The 17,209-nt window shown below is 40.4% G+C and carries 16 protein-coding genes; 7 read left to right on the top strand and 9 right to left on the bottom strand.

The features are described from left to right. The first annotated feature begins 104 nt into the window (after positions 1-104). Both R0123_RS00665 and R0123_RS00660 read left to right on the top strand, forming a co-directional pair. The gene (locus R0123_RS00665; RefSeq protein ID WP_323842736.1) at positions 105-869 is read left to right on the top strand and encodes a glycosyltransferase family 25 protein; all 765 of its coding nucleotides are present in this window, start codon (positions 105-107) and stop codon (positions 867-869) included. Next, positions 859-1,653: a galactosyltransferase Lgt5 gene (locus R0123_RS00660; RefSeq protein ID WP_323842735.1), complete on the top strand. Its 795-nt coding sequence runs from the start codon at positions 859-861 to the stop codon at positions 1,651-1,653. Before R0123_RS00665 ends, R0123_RS00660 begins: the two co-directional genes overlap by 11 nt. Before the next feature lie 203 nt (positions 1,654-1,856). Here R0123_RS00660 and glnE read toward each other — a convergent pair whose 3' ends face one another. Next, complete coding sequence (gene glnE / locus R0123_RS00655; protein WP_323842734.1) at positions 1,857-4,646, bottom strand: bifunctional [glutamate--ammonia ligase]-adenylyl-L-tyrosine phosphorylase/[glutamate--ammonia-ligase] adenylyltransferase; 2,790 nt, start codon at positions 4,644-4,646, stop codon at positions 1,857-1,859. Positions 4,647-4,778: 132 nt separating this feature from the next. Here glnE and tusD point away from each other — a divergent pair, with 132 nt between their 5' ends. From tusD to R0123_RS00640, 3 genes are all read left to right on the top strand, one after another. After that, a complete protein-coding gene (tusD, locus tag R0123_RS00650) occupies positions 4,779-5,159 on the top strand; it encodes a sulfurtransferase complex subunit TusD (protein ID WP_323841346.1) in 381 nt (126 codons plus the stop codon). Positions 5,160-5,226: 67 nt separating this feature from the next. Continuing rightward, positions 5,227-5,535, top strand: coding sequence for a hypothetical protein (locus tag R0123_RS00645; protein ID WP_323842733.1), 309 nt, complete (start codon positions 5,227-5,229; stop codon positions 5,533-5,535). After that, positions 5,536-5,865 (top strand): TusE/DsrC/DsvC family sulfur relay protein, encoded by a 330-nt coding sequence (locus R0123_RS00640; RefSeq protein ID WP_323841344.1) that lies wholly within the window; start codon positions 5,536-5,538, stop codon positions 5,863-5,865. It abuts the gene before it with no gap. Positions 5,866-5,917: 52 nt separating this feature from the next. Here the strand turns inward: R0123_RS00640 and R0123_RS00635 are convergent, their stop codons facing one another. From R0123_RS00635 to R0123_RS00615, 5 genes are all read right to left on the bottom strand, one after another. Next, positions 5,918-6,439, bottom strand: a complete 522-nt coding sequence (locus R0123_RS00635; protein ID WP_323842732.1) for a tRNA (cytidine(34)-2'-O)-methyltransferase — start codon at positions 6,437-6,439, stop codon at positions 5,918-5,920. 129 nt (positions 6,440-6,568) lie between these two features. Beyond that, entirely contained in the window at positions 6,569-7,774 is a 1,206-nt protein-coding gene (gene hemW / locus R0123_RS00630) for a radical SAM family heme chaperone HemW (protein WP_323842731.1), read from the bottom strand. Further along, complete coding sequence (locus R0123_RS00625; RefSeq protein WP_416381469.1) at positions 7,771-9,045, bottom strand: DEAD/DEAH box helicase; 1,275 nt, start codon at positions 9,043-9,045, stop codon at positions 7,771-7,773. Before R0123_RS00625 ends, hemW begins: the two co-directional genes overlap by 4 nt. Positions 9,046-9,065: 20 nt before the next feature. After that, positions 9,066-9,533, bottom strand: a complete 468-nt coding sequence (locus R0123_RS00620; protein WP_323842730.1) for a hypothetical protein — start codon at positions 9,531-9,533, stop codon at positions 9,066-9,068. 169 nt (positions 9,534-9,702) lie between these two features. Then, on the bottom strand, positions 9,703-9,912 hold the full coding sequence (locus tag R0123_RS00615; RefSeq protein WP_323841340.1) for a cold-shock protein: 210 nt from the start codon (positions 9,910-9,912) through the stop codon (positions 9,703-9,705). 326 nt (positions 9,913-10,238) lie between these two features. Here R0123_RS00615 and aroQ point away from each other — a divergent pair, with 326 nt between their 5' ends. Next, a complete protein-coding gene (gene aroQ, locus R0123_RS00610; protein ID WP_323842729.1) occupies positions 10,239-10,715 on the top strand; it encodes a type II 3-dehydroquinate dehydratase in 477 nt (158 codons plus the stop codon). Between the two features lie 94 nt (positions 10,716-10,809). Here the strand turns inward: aroQ and ttcA are convergent, their stop codons facing one another. The 3 genes from ttcA to R0123_RS00595 form a co-directional block, all read right to left on the bottom strand. Next, positions 10,810-11,772, bottom strand: a complete 963-nt coding sequence (ttcA, locus tag R0123_RS00605; RefSeq protein ID WP_323841588.1) for a tRNA 2-thiocytidine(32) synthetase TtcA — start codon at positions 11,770-11,772, stop codon at positions 10,810-10,812. A 140-nt stretch (positions 11,773-11,912) separates the two neighbouring features. Beyond that, positions 11,913-14,732, bottom strand: coding sequence for a bifunctional 23S rRNA (guanine(2069)-N(7))-methyltransferase RlmK/23S rRNA (guanine(2445)-N(2))-methyltransferase RlmL (rlmKL, locus tag R0123_RS00600; protein WP_323842728.1), 2,820 nt, complete (start codon positions 14,730-14,732; stop codon positions 11,913-11,915). A gap of 133 nt (positions 14,733-14,865) precedes the next feature. Beyond that, positions 14,866-16,035 carry a mechanosensitive ion channel family protein gene (locus tag R0123_RS00595; RefSeq protein ID WP_323841337.1) on the bottom strand — a complete coding sequence of 390 codons (1,170 nt, stop codon included), beginning with the start codon at positions 16,033-16,035 and terminating at the stop codon, positions 14,866-14,868. 270 nt (positions 16,036-16,305) lie between these two features. Here R0123_RS00595 and R0123_RS00590 point away from each other — a divergent pair, with 270 nt between their 5' ends. After that, positions 16,306-17,208: a lysine exporter LysO family protein gene (locus R0123_RS00590; RefSeq protein ID WP_323841336.1), complete on the top strand. Its 903-nt coding sequence runs from the start codon at positions 16,306-16,308 to the stop codon at positions 17,206-17,208. Position 17,209 lies beyond the last annotated feature (1 nt).

Raw genomic sequence — 17,209 nt, 5'->3', positions numbered from 1 at the left:
TGGGTATAATGAACCCAATCTATTCTTAGTAGCCCACCCCAAGCAATCATAAGAATATCAGCTTAATTAATAGGTTGATAGCAATTTGTCCAATGGAATATATGATGAACACCCAAAAAGCAAAAATTCTTTATTATGTCATCAACCTAGATGGTAGCAATGAACGCTTAGCGAATGTAACTCAAACACTATCGGAGCAAGGTATTGATTTTATTAGAATTTCTGCTTTTGATGGGCGTCAAGTTGATCCCACTTCATTTGATGAATACAGCGAACCAAAAGCTTTGGCCTACATGGGGCGAACGCTGACAGGGGGCGAACTTGGCTGCTATTTTAGTCATTTAAATTGTGCCAAAGTATTTTTAGAGTCCGATGCTGATTTTGTGGTGGTTTTAGAAGATGATATGAAACCAAGCGATGATTTAGCTCATAAAATCAATATGTTAATTCAAGGTTTGGCTGATGAAAAATGGCATTTGATTAACATTGGGGCGAATAAACGCAAAATTTTTACCCCCCTATTTAAGATTGGCGAACACCAAGTCTCGCACGCTCATTATTTTCCAATGACCACCACGGGTGTGGTATGGAATAAAAACGGTGCAAGAGCTTTTTTAGAACAAGGCTTACCTATCTACGCCCCCGTGGACAATTTTTTTAGAGATTGGCTCACCAAGTCTAATCTTGGCATCGGCGTGTATCCACCCTTAGTTGTTGCACGAGATGTGGCCAGTGATATTGACCATGGTGCAAAACGCAAACAAAACAACCGCACCAAAAATTATGGGTTTTTAAAACAAAAACGCCTATGGCAAGACAAAATCATCGCCTTTAAACACAAAATTTTTGGAGTAACCGATGTCAAATAATCTTAGTTTGCCCACGATTGGTGCTTTATGGATTGGCGGAAAGCTTGGCACAATGGCGTCCGCCTGCTTAACCTCATTTTTAATGCGTGGCCATCAAGTTAATCTTTATACTTACGGACAACTGCCCGATGTCCCAAATGGCATTACGGTATGCGATGGCAATGAAATCATTCACCACTCAAAAATCATCAAACACGAAAAAACCCAAAGTTATGCGTTATTTTCGGATATTTTTCGCTATGAGCTCCTGCACAAAAAACCCAAAACCATTTATGTAGATTGCGATGTCTACTGCGTGCAACCCATCAGCTTACCTGAGCATGGCTATTTATTTGGATATGAACGAGACAATCTGATCAATGGTGCAATATTGGCTCTTCCAAAAGACAGTGCAACATTACAATCTTTACGCAACATCATTGATACACCAAATTTTACACCAGAATGGTACTCGCCCTTTAGAAAATTTAGACTAAAAATCAAACGGTTATTTGGTTCTCATCAGCATATCTCCCAAATGGCGTGGGGTGTTGCTGGCCCAAGTGCCATCACTTATTATACCAACCATCATGATGTCGATCATTTGGCACAACCATTAGATGTATTATACCCCATTCAATATGACACCGTATTAAAACTATTAGACCCAGCACTCACGCTTGATGACATCATCACCGAACGCAGTGTCTGTGTGCATTTATACAATGAGGTTTTGCGCCATCAAGATTTAAGTCATATAGATAAAAATTGTGTACTGGCAAAAATGCTGGATAATCAAATCTGATATCCAAGAAGCTCTCAATCAATATTTACCCAAAATCTTTTCAAATAATTTGGCTCTTGATTGATTCTAACAACCTTATTGGGTGCATTAAGAGTTTTTATAATCAGTAAAAACTCTTAATATGCCTATTTTTGAAGCAATCTTGTGTTTTTTAAGTAACATTTTATTTTAACTCATAAAATAACAAAAACTCACACAACTTTTTATCCATCACCCAAAACACTCCGCCATACCTCTCGTACAAACGCCCTGCTGTCTTGCCAAGCTTCATCATTAACGATGATTTGCTTATCAGACAAGGCAAGTTCGTGCGTGGTTTTGCGTAGTAACAGATAAGTCTGAGTGAGCTTATCACACCATTCTTCGCTCATCAGTCCTGTCTTTGCCACTTCTTCAAAGATACGCACATTATCTGACCAGATGGCAAGATTGGGGTATTGATACGCATAAGCAAGCACCAAAAACTGTGCCAAAAACTCAATATCCACCAGACCGCCAAAGTCCTGTTTGATATTAAACTGATGTGTGTTGCCATCGTGCGTACCAAGATGCATTTGCATTTTTTGACGCATTTGTTGTACATCAATACACACCTGTTTGGTATCTCGTGCTTTTATGAGAACGGTTTGGCGAATATTGCTAAATGCCGACAGCACTGACACATCGCCTGCCACGCCCCTTGCTCGTACCAGTGCTTGATGCTCCCACGCCCATGCTTTTTGAGTTTGATACAACTCAAATGCCAAAAGTGAGCCAATCATCACACCTGCATTACCCGATGGACGCAGACGCATATCAAGCTCATACACTCTGCCATCTCGGGTCTGAGTGGTCAAGTAGCTGAGTATCTTTTGCACCATACGAGAAGCAAATCTCATGCCACTGACAGGTTTTTTGCCATCTGTATCAGATTGTTCATTAATGTTGTGCAAAAATACCACATCTAAATCTGACGCATAACTCATTTCAATACCACCTAATTTGCCATAGCCGATGATGGCAAATCCAAGATGCGTATGGCTGGCTCGCTCACCATTTTGTAACAGTGGATAGCCATGCTTATGCGTAAGTTCATCAAAAGCACGCTGTAATGCTGATTCCAATACCACCTCAGCGATAAAAGTAAGGCTGTCCGAGACTTTCATAATATGACGAAGCCCTAGCACATCAGCGGTTGCCACTGCCAAAACTTGTGTTTTTTTAAAAAGCCTAATGCTTGCCAAATAGTTTTCATCATCAAATCGCTCTACCCTAAGCAAACCTTGACGCAAAATATCAGCCAATTCAGCCTTATTTGGCAAATGCAGGTAGCGTTTTTGCAAAAAGTTATCAAGTAGCATTGGGTGTAATGCCAGCTCTTTAGCAATCCAGTGGCTTGCTGAGAGCATGGGCACCAGTGCAATGGTCGCATTAGGATTTTCAGCCAACATCACCAAATAAATTGAACGCCGACAAATGGATTCAAGTAGTGTAATCAATCTGGGTACTGCTAAATTTGCACGCTGTTCACCATCTTGTTTGGCGTGTTCAAGTAAAGCGTGCAAGATGATGGGGTAGGCAGCGTCCAAACGAGATTTTGGTTCTTCGTCCAAACTTTGCACGAGCTTTGAACCATAAAACTCTTCAAACAATCGCACGCTTTGATCGCTCAACACCGCTTGCAATTCTTGCCAAATGGTCGCAGAACTACCAATCTTCTGATTTGGGCTTTTGCGGTCGGTAATCATTCTATTAAAAGGTATGGATACCTTTTGGCGATGCTCATCTAACGCTTGGATAAAATGATCAATATCCACAAACCCAAGCACACTTGCAATGGCAGACAGCTCCGTCTTATCTTGGGGCAGTCTTTGCGTCTGTTTATCATGACAAGCTTGAATGGCGTGCTCTAATCGCCTTAAAAAACGATACGCACCTGCCAAATTATCCGCTTCATCAGCATTTAGATACCCAAATTGAGTCAAAGCGACAATACCATCAAGGCAAGACAGATTCTCACCCAACGCCACTTGATGACCACCATAAATGAGCATGAACGACTGCACAATAAACTCAATATCACGAATACCGCCCACACCCAGCTTAACATTATCCAAATCTTGTCGCTGCGTTTGCTGTGCCACAATCATCGACTTCATCTCTCGCAACGCACTAAAAGCACTATAATCAATATAATATCGATAAACAAAGTTTTTGCGTAGATTGGACAACCTATCCAAAAACGGCTCACTGATTTGATTAACCACACGAGCCTTCAACCATGCAAAACGCTCCCAAGTACGCCCATGATGATTAAAATACTTTTCAAGTGCCGCTGCTGTCATGACAATCGCCGAGCCATCGCCCCATGGACGCAATCGCATATCCACTCTAAATACAAAGCCATCAACCGTCATCTCGTCCAACAAACGGATGATACCACGCCCCAAACTGGTCATGAATTTTTGATTTTCAATGGTTTTTTTACCGATTTCACTAATATCTGTTTGACCAGTGCCTTTGTGAATAAAAATCAAATCAATATCACTGGATAAATTTAGCTCCATCGCCCCAAGCTTACCCATAGCAACTACGGCAAATTCATCAATTTGTTTTTGTCCATCAACGATTGTCATCGGTATGCCATAACGACGAATAAGGTTTTGATAAACATGATTTTTGGCAAAGCAAATACACGCATTGGTAAAAGCAGACAGCTCATGCATCAGCACAGTAAGCTCAATCATACCCAACGCATCTTGCCAAATCCATTTAAGCATAAGCAGGTTACGCAATGCACGCAGCAACGCCATCACATCATCATCTTGCTCTGCCGATTTGATATAATCATCAATCATTACATCAAATTCAGCGTCGGCAATCGCATATTCAAAACCATATTTGGTCAAGAATGCCTCAGCATCTGTTGTTTTTTTGTTGTATAATGAATACGCAAAAGGACTGGCAAGTCTCAAGGTATCAAGTTCGGCTTGGCTGGGGCTAAATGTCGTCATGGCAGTTTGTTCAAATGTTAAAACCAGTTAAAAAATAAAAACAATTTTTCTCATTTTACACCAAATTTTAGGCTATAATAAGCATAATTTTTGACAAATTTTTAAGTTACTTTTTTAAAATCAATGCCAGCCATGCCAATCTTATTACTCATCACCACCAATCCACACAGCAACGCCGCCAAAATGGCTCTGATCACCGCCAAACAAATGCTCACAAACAACGAAACCGTGCATGTCTTTTTTTATGGCGATGGTGCTTACACAGCCAATCGTCTCATGTGGCAAACAGCAGATGTAGCCAATATTCAAGATGAATGGGTGAAACTGGCAAATCAATACTCGCTTGATTTGCCCGTATGTGTCAGCACAGCGTTGGCGCGCGGTATCACAGACAGTAGCAATGCTAAGCGACATCAGCTAGATGGTGATAATTTGCACCCATCTTTTCGCCTAACAGGATTATCAGAACTTGTCTTAATGCTAAATAATGATACAAAAATAATGCAGTTTTAATGCAAGCCAACAAAATGAACAAGCAAATCAACAAACAAAAAATTTTAGCAATCAGCCTTGATAAATTATGAAATTTTTAATAAAAATCCAGTCAGACAGCGAGTTGATCAATTACGAAGCCATCTCTTTGGGTTTGACTTTGGCAAGTTTTGATCACCAAGTGCAATTTTATTTTTCAGGCCTTAGTCATGTGATATTAAATGATTCGCGGAGTCGCACATATGGCATGGTTCAATCGTTAAGCCTATATGATATTAAGCAACCTTGGATAAGTTTTGACAAACACATCATCTTAAATACCACCATTGATGACATGATGTTACATTTAGATGACCCACCAAAAATGATGGATTTTGATGGCATTTTGGAATTTTAAATGACAAACACAATACCAGAACTACAATTAGATGGTGATGGGCACCTGACCGACCATACACTATGGACGCCAAGCACAGCCCAACAACTTGCCGATACCTTGAACATAAAACTTGATGGCATTCATTATCGCATTCTAGACGAAGTCAGAGCATTTTTTGACAAATACCATCACAGTCCTGCCACACGCCCACTCATCAAGCATCTAAGTCAAAGCCTACCTGATGATGAGATTGATAATGCCAAGCTACAAAGGCTCTTTAACACAGGGTTAGTAGCACGCCATATCAATCGCATCGCAGGCCTGCCAAAACCACCCAACTGTTTATGAATGAATGATGGCTGACAGAAGAAACCATGTTAAAACAAGATCACAGGCTTATTCATCTTGATGTCAGCTTATGATAGCCCACACTTTGCCCCACATCACCAGTAAAACCCTTTTGCCGCCACAATTCATATAAGCAAATTGATACTGAATTAGCAAGATTCAAACTGCGAGATTCGGGCAACATGGGCAATCTTAGCCAGTTTAACTCACCGATATCAGCACGCACCTCAGGGGGTAGCCCATCGGTCTCAGAGCCAAATACCATCGCCACACTCTCTTCATGAACAAAGTCATGTGCATAAAAGCAGTGGCTGAATTTGGTTGTCAGTGCCACTATCTGATACACGCCCAAGGAGGTCAAATCACCAAGACAGGCCTGCCAATTTTCATGAACACGCATCTGAGCATATTCATGATAATCAAGCCCTGCTCGTTTCAATTTAGTATCATCTAATTCAAAGCCAAGTGGCTTAATTAAGTGCAGTTTGGCTCCAGTATTGGCACATAAGCGAATGATATTACCTGTATTATTGGGGATTTTTGGAGAAAATAAGACAATATGAATGTTGGACATGGCTCAATACACCGACTAAAGTTATGTATTAAATAAAGTTATGCACTAGATATGATTAAAAAATATGATCAAAAAAAACACCAAAGAAACCTATTTTTAGCATTCATTCATATTGCTCATCATTTATCCTTATAAGAATGCTCTAACCAAATGATTTACATAGCGAAAACCCATGGCCGTAGGGCTCAATAAAGATGCATCATGCACCATAAAACCTTCATGTTGCAGTGGCAATAACTCATTGTCAATGCTACTAACAAGCAATCCTGTCCGCTCTTCAAACATCTGTGTTGTTGCACCATGTCGCAATCTTAGTGCGTTCATCATGAATTCAGCGGGCAGTGCGTCTTCGGCAATCTTTTCAAAATTCACCATCTTTGGTGCAACCAATGGCATAAAATTTAGGTAGTCTTTTGGTATGCGAGACTTACTAAACCGATAAATACCATCAGCAAAGTTGGCATGACCACATAAAGTTATCTTGCCATGTGCACCAGCACCAATCGCCAAATAATCACCAAATTGCCAGTAATTCACATTATGTCTACATGGCGTGTCATCAGCACCTACCCACGCCGAGATTTCATAATTATCAAAGCCGTAATCAACGAGCAACTTACGCCCAGCCTTTTCAATGGCATCAAGCGTATCATCATTAGGCAAACTGGGGGGCGTACGATAAAAGGCAGTATTTGGCTCAATGGTAAGCTGATACCAAGAGATGTGCGTCGCTCCTGATTGAATGGCGGTTTTCAAATCATTAACAGCAAGCACTTCGGTTTGATTGGGGAGTCCGTACATCAAATCAACATTGATACGGCGAAAGCCTGCATTTTTTGCATTGGCTACTGCACTCGTCGCCTGCGTAGGATTGTGAATGCGTCCAAGTATTTGCAATGCTTGCTCATCAAAAGTCTGAACACCGATGGATAAGCGATTAATGCCAATGCTTAAATATTCCTCAAAAGGTGCATGCTCAATCGTACCAGGGTTGGCCTCTAGCGTAATTTCACAATCTTCACTAAATTGATAAACATCACGAAGCTCATCAAAAAGTCTTTTGAGCTGATGGGTAGGCAAAAGTGATGGCGTACCACCACCAATAAATACCGAATGTATCTGCCGACCCTGCACAAAAGATGTCTGTGAGCGTGCATCTGCAAGCAGTGCATTAACATACTCAGTAAAGGACATATCCAGTGTATCGGCATCACTATGAACTGGCAAAGCATGTGAATTAAAGTCGCAATAAGGGCATTTCTTCACACACCACGGGATATGGATATACAGAGACAAAGGAACATTAACAGCCAATAACTTTAACAACGGATTCATAAACCATTCGCCATGTCATCACTTGAACCCAGCTGGTCAGCCGATGAATGTGATTGACTTTGGGTGGTATTAACTTGAGATTGGGATTTAAATTGGCTTAATTTAAACTTCATATCCAAGTGTTTCTCAAGAGCGGGTAAATTAAAAGCATCATTTTCACTAACAAAGCTGATTGATACACCCGTATGTCCTGCACGACCAGTACGCCCAATACGATGCACATAGTCATCTGGCATATCTGGCAAAGTGTAGTTAATCACATGGGTAACATCATCAACATGAATGCCACGCCCCGCAACATCAGTCGCCACCAAAATATTAACCTCACCATCTTTAAAACGCTGTAGATATCGTTCTCGCTTTTGTTGAGCAACATCTCCTGAAAGCATGGTAACCTCGAATTGGCGACGCAAATTATCATACAAACGCTTAACCTGATCTTTGCGATTGGCAAAGACGATGGCTTTTTTGACATCACCAGCAGACAAAATTTCACGCAGCGCGCTCATCTTTTCGCGTTCAGTCAATAAAAAGAATTTTTGATCGATCGCTTTATTTGTCTTATTCTGTGGTGCAATCTCAACAAAAGCAGGATTGTTTAGCCAACGATATGCCAAATTCATCACATCGGTATTAAAAGTTGCTGAAAACAGCAAACTTTGGCGGTGTGTATTGGCAGGCATATGGCGGACAATACGCTTAATATCAGGGATAAAGCCCATGTCAAGCATACGGTCTGCCTCATCAAGGACGAAAACTTCTACCCTATCTAAAAATAAGACACCCTTATTCACCCAATCAATGATACGCCCTGGCGTACCAATTAGGATATCAAGGGGGCGGCGTTCAAGCTGAGACGCCTGTTTATCAAAATCCGCCCCACCTGTAATACACAAATTGTATAGATTGGCAAATTTAGTAAGCTCTCGACAATCAGCAAAAATCTGCTGAGCAAGCTCTCGGGTCGGTGCCAAGATGAGTGCTCGTGGCTCACCCAAAAAACGCACCTCCCCATCAACGAACGGACGCTTTAATAGCGACTCAATGATGGTGATCAAAAAAGTCGCTGTCTTACCCGTGCCTGTCTGCGCCTGACCAATGGCATCTTGATTGGCCAAAGTATGCGGTAAAATTTGTGCTTGAATTGGCGTTAGTTGTTCAAAATTCAGTGCACGCACCGCCTTTAAGGTCTGTTCAGACAATGGCAAATCATCAAAATGGCAAAATCCCAATTGATGTAAGCTGGCCTCAGCAAAAGTATTTTCTATCAAAAATAAATCCTTTTTATTAATTACTTACCACCAGCCAATGAGTAGCCAACAGCAATAGAACAGTCATAGAATTCACCAAATGTTACACTCTCCACCAAACTGAGTTTTTCGGCATCTGTTTTTTGAATGGGCTGTTTTGCGTACACATTCTCAATCAAAGAATTCAGTCGTTTTTTAGTAATTTCTTGCGTCTCTTTAGGAGCACCCTCAGCGATTTCACTAAATTTTTTCTTAGCATCAGTCTCGCTCACCCCGCCTTGACGCATTTTTGATACATCAGCGAGCAATAAAGCATTTGATAAACACATTTGATAACCTTGATTAAGGCTGGCGTCCAATCTTTGCTCATCGCTTACCTGCTTTTCTATGACTGCAGGACTGGCAGCAGGTGCTTTGGTTGCCTTAGTCGTCTTGGCAATCGCAGATGCAGAGAAGATAGAAGTGGCAAATAGTGCAGTTGCAACAATAACTTTTTGTGCAGTTTTCATAAAAATAACCTCTATTAATTTAATTAAAAAGCCGTAATACAATAGCTTATTTTGACAATTTATGCAAATGATTTAAAACATTATCCACATTTTATCAGTTTTTTTGGTAACAAAAAAGCCCACTATTTAGCGGGCTTTTTTATTTAAAATACTTAAATTAAAGACATTTTTAAAGCTTGGTCACTTCTTCTGCTTGCAATCCTTTATCACCTTCGGTTACCACAAATTCAACCGCCTGACCCTCTTTTAGTGAGCGATAGCCCTCGCCCAAAATCGCACGGAAGTGTACAAACACATCTTCGCCTGTTGTGCGTTGAATAAAGCCAAAGCCTTTAGAATCATTGAACCACTTCACAGTACCTTGTTCACGAACTGACATATTTTTTCCTATAAACTAAAAATGCTTAATCGATGTTCATCGCAAGCCAACTAACAAGACCGACAATCGATCTTTTATTCCAAACACAGACATTCTGGCGGTTAATTTTTCGCAAATTAATTGTATGAAATATTTACAAAAAAACACATCTTTGAATAACTGCTGAAATTATCATATCAATGATAATTTAAGAATACAAGTATTTTTTACAATTTTTACCAAAATTTTTACGAAAAATTTGCAGATTTAAGCAACAATAAACTCAAATCTTTGCTGATAAATCTGTTACAATAGCCCCGTTCATCAGTTTGATTTTGGCATTTGGCATGAGTTTAAAAACACCGCACATTTTATTATTAAATGGTCCAAATTTGCACTTATTAGGCAAAAGAGAACCGCACATCTACGGCACAACTACGCTTAGCGATATTGAAAATCGCCTATCAGAAAAAGCGAACGCACATGGCATTAAACTCACCGCTTTTCAATCCAACCATGAAGGCGATATCGTTGATAAAATCAGCGAATTAGGGTTGCTGGCCGACAGCAAAAGTTTTGATGCCATCATCATCAACCCTGCCGCTTTTACACATACTTCGGTTGCCATCAGAGATGCATTGTTAGCAGCAGACAAGCCTTTTATTGAAGTGCATTTATCCAATATTCACGCTCGTGAGCCGTTTCGCACGCATTCTTACTTTTCCGATAAGGCGGTCGGTGTGATTTGTGGGCTTGGTGATTTAGCTTATGACATGGCTTTAGCATGGTTTATTGAGCATTTTAAACAAGATACAGGTGTGTAAGCACATGATCATACCATCTAACAAAAAAACACACCAAAGCAAAAGTGCAATCAATCAAGATGTCATGACCACACCCGATCTTTTAATTTAAGCCTTATAATAAGGGGTTTATCACAGGAATTTTATTCTCTTTATTCTTATCAAACTTAGGATTAAAGGTCTGCACCTCAGGGTTAGTCGGCAGACCCATATCCGCCAGCTTATCAACAACACCCACCTGAATATGATCGCCCTCAAACAGTCTTTTATCATCATTGCGATTGATTTTTAAACTCTCAAAATCAAACAATTTGCGGTCAGCAAGCTGGCTTGGAGCAACATTTTGTAACGCCTTAAACATACTGGCTAGGCGTTTTGGGTGAGCATTATCCCATTCACGAAGCATATCATTAATCATAGCTCGTTGTAAGTTTTCTTGTGAGCCACACAGATTACAAGGAATGATTGGAAAGCCCTTATAATTGGCATATTTAATGATGTCCTTTTCAGCAACATAAGCAAGCGGACGAATCAGTACATTTTGCTCATCATCTGATAATAATTTTGGTGGCATTGCCTTTAAGCTGCCGCCATGAAATAAATTTAAAAAGAAAGTCGCCAAAATATCATCACGATGGTGCCCCAATGCCACTTTGGTCGCTCCAATTTGCTTGGCAAAGCCATACAGCGAGCCACGACGCAAACGGGAACAAGCCGAACAGTAAGTTTTACCCTCTGGTACAACTTGCTTGACAATACTATAAGTGTCTTTTTCTAAAATATAATAAGGAATGCCTTGCTTAGATAAATACTCTGGCAAAATATGCTCAGGAAAGCCTGGCTGTTTTTGGTCAAGATTGACCGCCACCACCTCAAAATCAATCGGTGCAATGCGTTTTAAAAATAACAAAATATCCAGCAATGTAAAGCTGTCTTTACCGCCAGAAATACAAACCATGACCACATCGCCATTTTCAATCATGTTAAAATCACGAATCGCCCAAGAGACTTCTTTGCGTAACTTTTTTTGCAGTTTTTTAAAGCGAACAGATTTAATGCCATCGTTCAAATCGTACATCTCATCGTAAGCGTTATCCAAATCAGCATGGTCATCACTATTTGATTTTGACGATAAAGCTTCAATGATTTTTAAATCATCTGCATTTAAATTAAGATTCAAATCATTCATAATCTTTTCTCAGCTCAGATTTCATTTTATTAAGATTTTGATTTTATTGTATATTTTTTTGGAATATTATCAGCTTGCGACTCATCAATAGGTTTTGCCACAAGTCTGCCATCAATTTTCTCATAACGCACCTTTTGTGCAGGTGTATTTGATTTTTGGGCAGAATCTCTTTGATGCTTTAATTCCCCCGTATCAAATCGAGTAGAATTTTTGATGGATTTTTTATCAAATTTATCAAAATGGCCGTTTTTTACCCCATCTTTTTTAAAATTATCTTTTTTCAATCCACTCTTTTTAGCACCGTCAGACCTCATGCTACGCCCAGAGTCAAGATTGACATCATCTTTGCTGGCATTGCCTTTAATAAAACCTCTAGATTTGCCTTTTTTTAGAGTGTCGTTATTAAAACCAAACTTACCATCGGTTCTAAAATCATCATAAACATCTAAAAAATCATCATCTTGGGTGCTTTGTATTATCTTAGCCTGAGTGCCATTTTTGTGGCGAATTTGGTAACTTTGATGAATTGGTTTTTTTGAATTAAAATCAAAACCAATTGTCTTATCTGTCATGCACACCACATCATAACGCTCAATTAGACTCTCATCTAACGCAAAACGCGTGTAGTTATTACTAAAGTACAGCACGCCATCGGCAGATAAGCGATTCATGGCACGGTTGATTAAGGCAACATGATCTCTTTGAACATCAAAAGTGCCTCTAAACTTCTTAGAATTTGAGAAAGTTGGCGGGTCAATAAAAATCACATCATAGTGTTCGGTATGCTCTTTAATCCATTCAAAAACATCAGATGCAATGAATTGATATTTGTCCTCATCTTGCAAAGTGGCAGTTAAATCCAAACCATTGAGAGCAAAATTTTGCTTGCCCCAGTCAAGATAATTAGCAGACAAGTCCACGCTTGTTACCGTCTTTGCCCCCGCCATTGCAGAATGCACGCTGGCGGTGCAGGTGTAGGCAAATAGGTTTAACACTCTTTTAGCACGGCTGGATTGAGCCACAATTTGACGCATATTGCGATGATCAATAAACAATCCTGTATCCAAATAATCAGTAAAATTCACATACAGATACGCACCATGTTCACGCACGACATACATTTTTTTGCGTTTAATGTCTGCATTGGGATTTTTGGTATATTGTTCATTACCCAACTGCCTAGTTCGTGTCTTAATAAACACATCTTCACGAAACACACCAAGCACCTCACGCACACCATTTAATACCAAATTAAATCGTGCTTTAGCAACCTCTACAGGGATTTGTTTAGGCGGTGCATACTCTTGCACATGGACTTTATCGCCATAAATATCAATAGCGACATTATAATTGGGCAAATCAGCATCATAAGCACGCACATTACTCACCCCATTAGATTTGGCAAGTTTTTTTAGGTGGGTCAAATTTTTTTGAAGCCGATTGATGAACTCCTGCGACTCTTCATGGACGATTTGTCTTTTTTCAAATCGCTCGAGCAAGGTTGGGCCACTTGTCAAATCCATCGCCCCATATCTAAAATACACTGTCAGTGCACCATTATGACAGCGTAAAGTTTTTGGCTCCAAGATGGGCAAGGTATCCACATGTTCAACATGACTGCCCAACACCGCCATATCCGCACTTACCACACCCGCAAGAGCAAATCCGTCAGTTGCCAGCAAACCCAAGCCGTGATATAGCGGCTTGATAAAATCGCCCTCACCCAAACGCTCACCATAAGGAGGGTTGGTGATGATCAACGGATGATTTACCTTAATGCCAGACAGCACATCTTTTAGCCCCGATAAAGACCTTTGTTGCAAGGTAATGTGTGGCAATATTGGCGCAAGCCCCGAGACAAGCAAATTCTGATGGCAAGCATGAACAGCCGCAGCATCTGCATCCAAGGCAATGACAGTTGGTGGATTTTGAACAAGCTTGTCCAAATTGGCATGAAATTGCTCACTTGCCATACTAACAATGCTCTGCCACAGCTCATCATCGTGATGCACCCAGCAATAAAAACCGAACTCATTCGTGTTTTTATCCAATCCCACAGGGTAGTTGGCTCGCATGAGTAAGGCTTCTGCAATAAAAGTTCCAGAACCACACATCGGATCAATCAAGGCATCATGTCGCCCTGTATGCCAGCCGCACTCATACAAAAGTGCTGCCGCCAAGTTTTCTTTTAAAGGTGCAGTAGTATTAACCACACGATAACCACGACGGTGCAAACTGACGCCTGATAAATCCAAAAAAATCTCGGCAAACTTATTATTTGCTGCAACAAAAATATGAAAATCAGGCGTTTTTGAAACATTCGGGCGTGCACCAAGCTTTTTATTAAAAGTATCGGCAATCGCATCTTTGATGCGTAAGGTTGCAAACTGTTGATTGACCGTCATGCGTTTGTCAGTAGACAGACGAATGGCAAAAGTATTATCTAGACCAAAAATTGCCGTCCAGTCATAACGAGATGCAAATTGGTACAACGCCTCTGGTACATCTTCGTCAATCACTGGTGTATCAAGCGTGCGAGCCGTGGTGCGTCCTTTATCGTTCTTGAGCGTTTGATTGTTGATGGTTGGTTTTTGCTTAAAATAATACTCACCTATTGGCAACAAAACACGGCTTGCCACACGAGAATATAGACAAATGTGATAAAACTTGGCAAGATTGACCTTAACTTGCACGCGTCCTGCTCGCAAAATATCTCCCTGCAAACCAAAACCATCAAGCTCAATCAATAAAGCATTTTCAAGTCCATCAGCACAAGTGATGACAAGATTAAACGCATTAACATCAAAATGGTCAAAGGGATTGGTAAGAAAAGGGGTGGTAAGGCTCATAATTTTTCCAAAGCAGGGCAATCAACCGATTATTATAGCATAAATCCACCAAATACCGATGCTTTTTGGTGGATTTATCAGCATAATGATTGGCTAACTTTTATACTCAGCACCCCTAGATGCAATCAATACCCTATTCATCAGTTTGCTCGTCAATGGCTGTGCCGAGCTTTTTAGATGGGCTGACAATTTGAATACCGCCATCATCAGGCATGATAAGACGCATGTGTGGATAAGGCGCCCAAATACCCGCCTCATCTAAGGCACGCTTAATTTTTTCATTGATATTTTCTTTGATGATGGGAATGCGAGCCACCGACAATGGAGCAACCCAAAAACGCACAATAAAAAATACGCCATATTCACCAACCTCTGCTACCGTTGCCATCGGTGCTGGGTGCTTTAATACAACCTCATCTTTAGATAGCGTTTTAACAATGATGCTACGGGCCTGACTGATGTCAGCCTCTAAGGCAATACGAGCCTTAACATCAAAACGAATCATTTTTTTGGAGGTAAGATTGACCACCTCAGATGAGGCAACAGTAGAGTTGGGAATAATGATGATGATATTGTCACGGTCAAGAATCTGTGTGGCTCGTAGAGAGATTTTGACCACACGACCCTCTTTATCACCCAAACGAATCCAGTCACCCACCTGAAAGGATTGTTCAATCAAGATGGTGATGCCTGCAATAAAGTTAGCAAGCGTACTTTGGGCAGCAAAACCCACCGCCAAACCAACAATACCAAGACCTGCAACCAAAGATACAATATCAAAGCCAAACTGGGCTAATACGCTTGCCAATGCCAACACCAACACCACAACAAGCATCATATTTTTAAACAGCTGTTCAATGGAGGCGTTCAATTCATAATGTTTTAACACGCCACTAAGCATTTTGCCCGATGTCGTCCACAAAACATAATAAAACCCTGTCCATGCTGCCGCTTTTGCTGTTGCTTTGACCATGTCCGCCTGAATGCCGACCTGCATCATCACCGCAATTAAGCTTGTAACAAACCACATATATCGTAGCACAGCACGCATAATGCGTACACCACGATGCGACACATGAAAAAATCTTTGAGCGTATTTGATACAATACACCCAAAACCAATAAATAAGCCCAATCACCGACAGCAAAATCATAATTTTTATCATGATTGTTGCCAAAGACAGCCCACGCTCCGCCCAGTTCAAAGTCTGGTCGTCCAGCGAGCCACCCAAAAATAAATACACACTTTGGTGCAAATCTTTTAAAATTTTATCAAAAAATTGAATGACACTTTGACTATTCATAGGACCAAGGTAGCGTTTGTTGGGTAAGAATGCTACAATAGTAGCAGAAATTCGCCCATATTTGATTGCCTAAAACCACCCTTGCTGACCTCAACCCTCATTAGCAAATAAAATAATGCAATGAATAAGTCAGCGCAGTGTGTTTTTATTCATAAAAAAAAAATTATGTACCATTTTAACAAACTTATCACCAAAAATACGCTTTTATTTTTAAACTATTAAAAAATATTGCCGTACTTTGGGTTTATTTTATCCGACTAAGATGACGCAATGAATGCACTGGTTACACTGATTCTGATTTTAACACCAATGTTTATTGGGTTTGCCCTGCCCAATCGCACCGACCTAACAAAAATGGCCGAGCGTGCACTGAATTATCTGATTTATTTGATTTTAATTGTTATTGGCATTGAGCTTGGACTGATTGATGACCTTGTTGAAAAAATTGGTGAAATTGCTTTATATCTAAGCACTCTTGTTTTTTTGACACTCAGTGTTGGGTCGGTCGCACTATGGCTACTTGATCACCGCAGTCAAACAAAAATAAATACCTTACAAAACAAGCCAAAAATTAACCTACAAAGTAGCATGGTTCAGCTTGTCTGCTTGGCAATCGGCTTTGTAATAGCAAAATTTTTACCAGAACAGCTTTTACCCCCACAAAACACCACTACTATTTTACTGATGGCATTATTGTTCTTGGTGGGCATCAGTCTAAAAGGCTCTGGCATGACCTTAAAAGAAGCCATGCTCAATAAAAAAGGGGTGCAAATCAGTCTGATATTCATGACAGCAACTTTATTATCTGGCGTAATATTTTCACTGATATTTGATGATGTTTCTATGACCAAAGGTCTGGCATTAGCATCAGGTTTTGGCTGGTATTCGCTATCAGGCACGGTCATGACTGATGCTTATGGTGCCGTCTGGGGAAGCATTGCTTTACTTAACGATCTTAGCAGAGAAATCATTGCACTCATCATTATTCCTTATGTCATGCGATATTCATCATCAGCAGCGATTGGGCTTGGCGGTGTAACCAGCCTTGATTTTGCCTTACCCACACTCGCATCGGCAGGTGGCACACAAATCATTCCTGCTGTGATCAGTTTTGGTTTTATCACCAACATCGTCTCGCCCATCTTAATGGTATTTTTTAGTGCACTGGGCTGAT

Source organism: Moraxella sp. Pampa (assembly GCF_035181385.1).
GTDB lineage: Bacteria > Pseudomonadota > Gammaproteobacteria > Pseudomonadales > Moraxellaceae > Moraxella.
The sequence above is the reverse complement of the archived record's forward strand: the minus strand, read 5'-3'. Positions and strand labels throughout refer to the sequence as shown.

Coding starts and splice junctions, on each gene's coding strand:
- R0123_RS00665 (WP_323842736.1), top strand. CDS start 105: ATGAACACCCAAAAAGCAAAAATTCTTTATTATGTCATCAACCTAGAT.
- R0123_RS00660 (WP_323842735.1), top strand. CDS start 859: ATGTCAAATAATCTTAGTTTGCCCACGATTGGTGCTTTATGGATTGGC.
- glnE (WP_323842734.1), bottom strand. CDS start 4,646: ATGACGACATTTAGCCCCAGCCAAGCCGAACTTGATACCTTGAGACTT.
- tusD (WP_323841346.1), top strand. CDS start 4,779: ATGCCAATCTTATTACTCATCACCACCAATCCACACAGCAACGCCGCC.
- R0123_RS00645 (WP_323842733.1), top strand. CDS start 5,227: ATGAAATTTTTAATAAAAATCCAGTCAGACAGCGAGTTGATCAATTAC.
- R0123_RS00640 (WP_323841344.1), top strand. CDS start 5,536: ATGACAAACACAATACCAGAACTACAATTAGATGGTGATGGGCACCTG.
- R0123_RS00635 (WP_323842732.1), bottom strand. CDS start 6,439: ATGTCCAACATTCATATTGTCTTATTTTCTCCAAAAATCCCCAATAAT.
- hemW (WP_323842731.1), bottom strand. CDS start 7,774: ATGAATCCGTTGTTAAAGTTATTGGCTGTTAATGTTCCTTTGTCTCTG.
- R0123_RS00620 (WP_323842730.1), bottom strand. CDS start 9,533: ATGAAAACTGCACAAAAAGTTATTGTTGCAACTGCACTATTTGCCACT.
- R0123_RS00615 (WP_323841340.1), bottom strand. CDS start 9,912: ATGTCAGTTCGTGAACAAGGTACTGTGAAGTGGTTCAATGATTCTAAA.
- aroQ (WP_323842729.1), top strand. CDS start 10,239: ATGAGTTTAAAAACACCGCACATTTTATTATTAAATGGTCCAAATTTG.
- ttcA (WP_323841588.1), bottom strand. CDS start 11,772: ATGTACGATTTGAACGATGGCATTAAATCTGTTCGCTTTAAAAAACTG.
- rlmKL (WP_323842728.1), bottom strand. CDS start 14,732: ATGAGCCTTACCACCCCTTTTCTTACCAATCCCTTTGACCATTTTGAT.
- R0123_RS00595 (WP_323841337.1), bottom strand. CDS start 16,035: ATGAATAGTCAAAGTGTCATTCAATTTTTTGATAAAATTTTAAAAGAT.
- R0123_RS00590 (WP_323841336.1), top strand. CDS start 16,306: ATGAATGCACTGGTTACACTGATTCTGATTTTAACACCAATGTTTATT.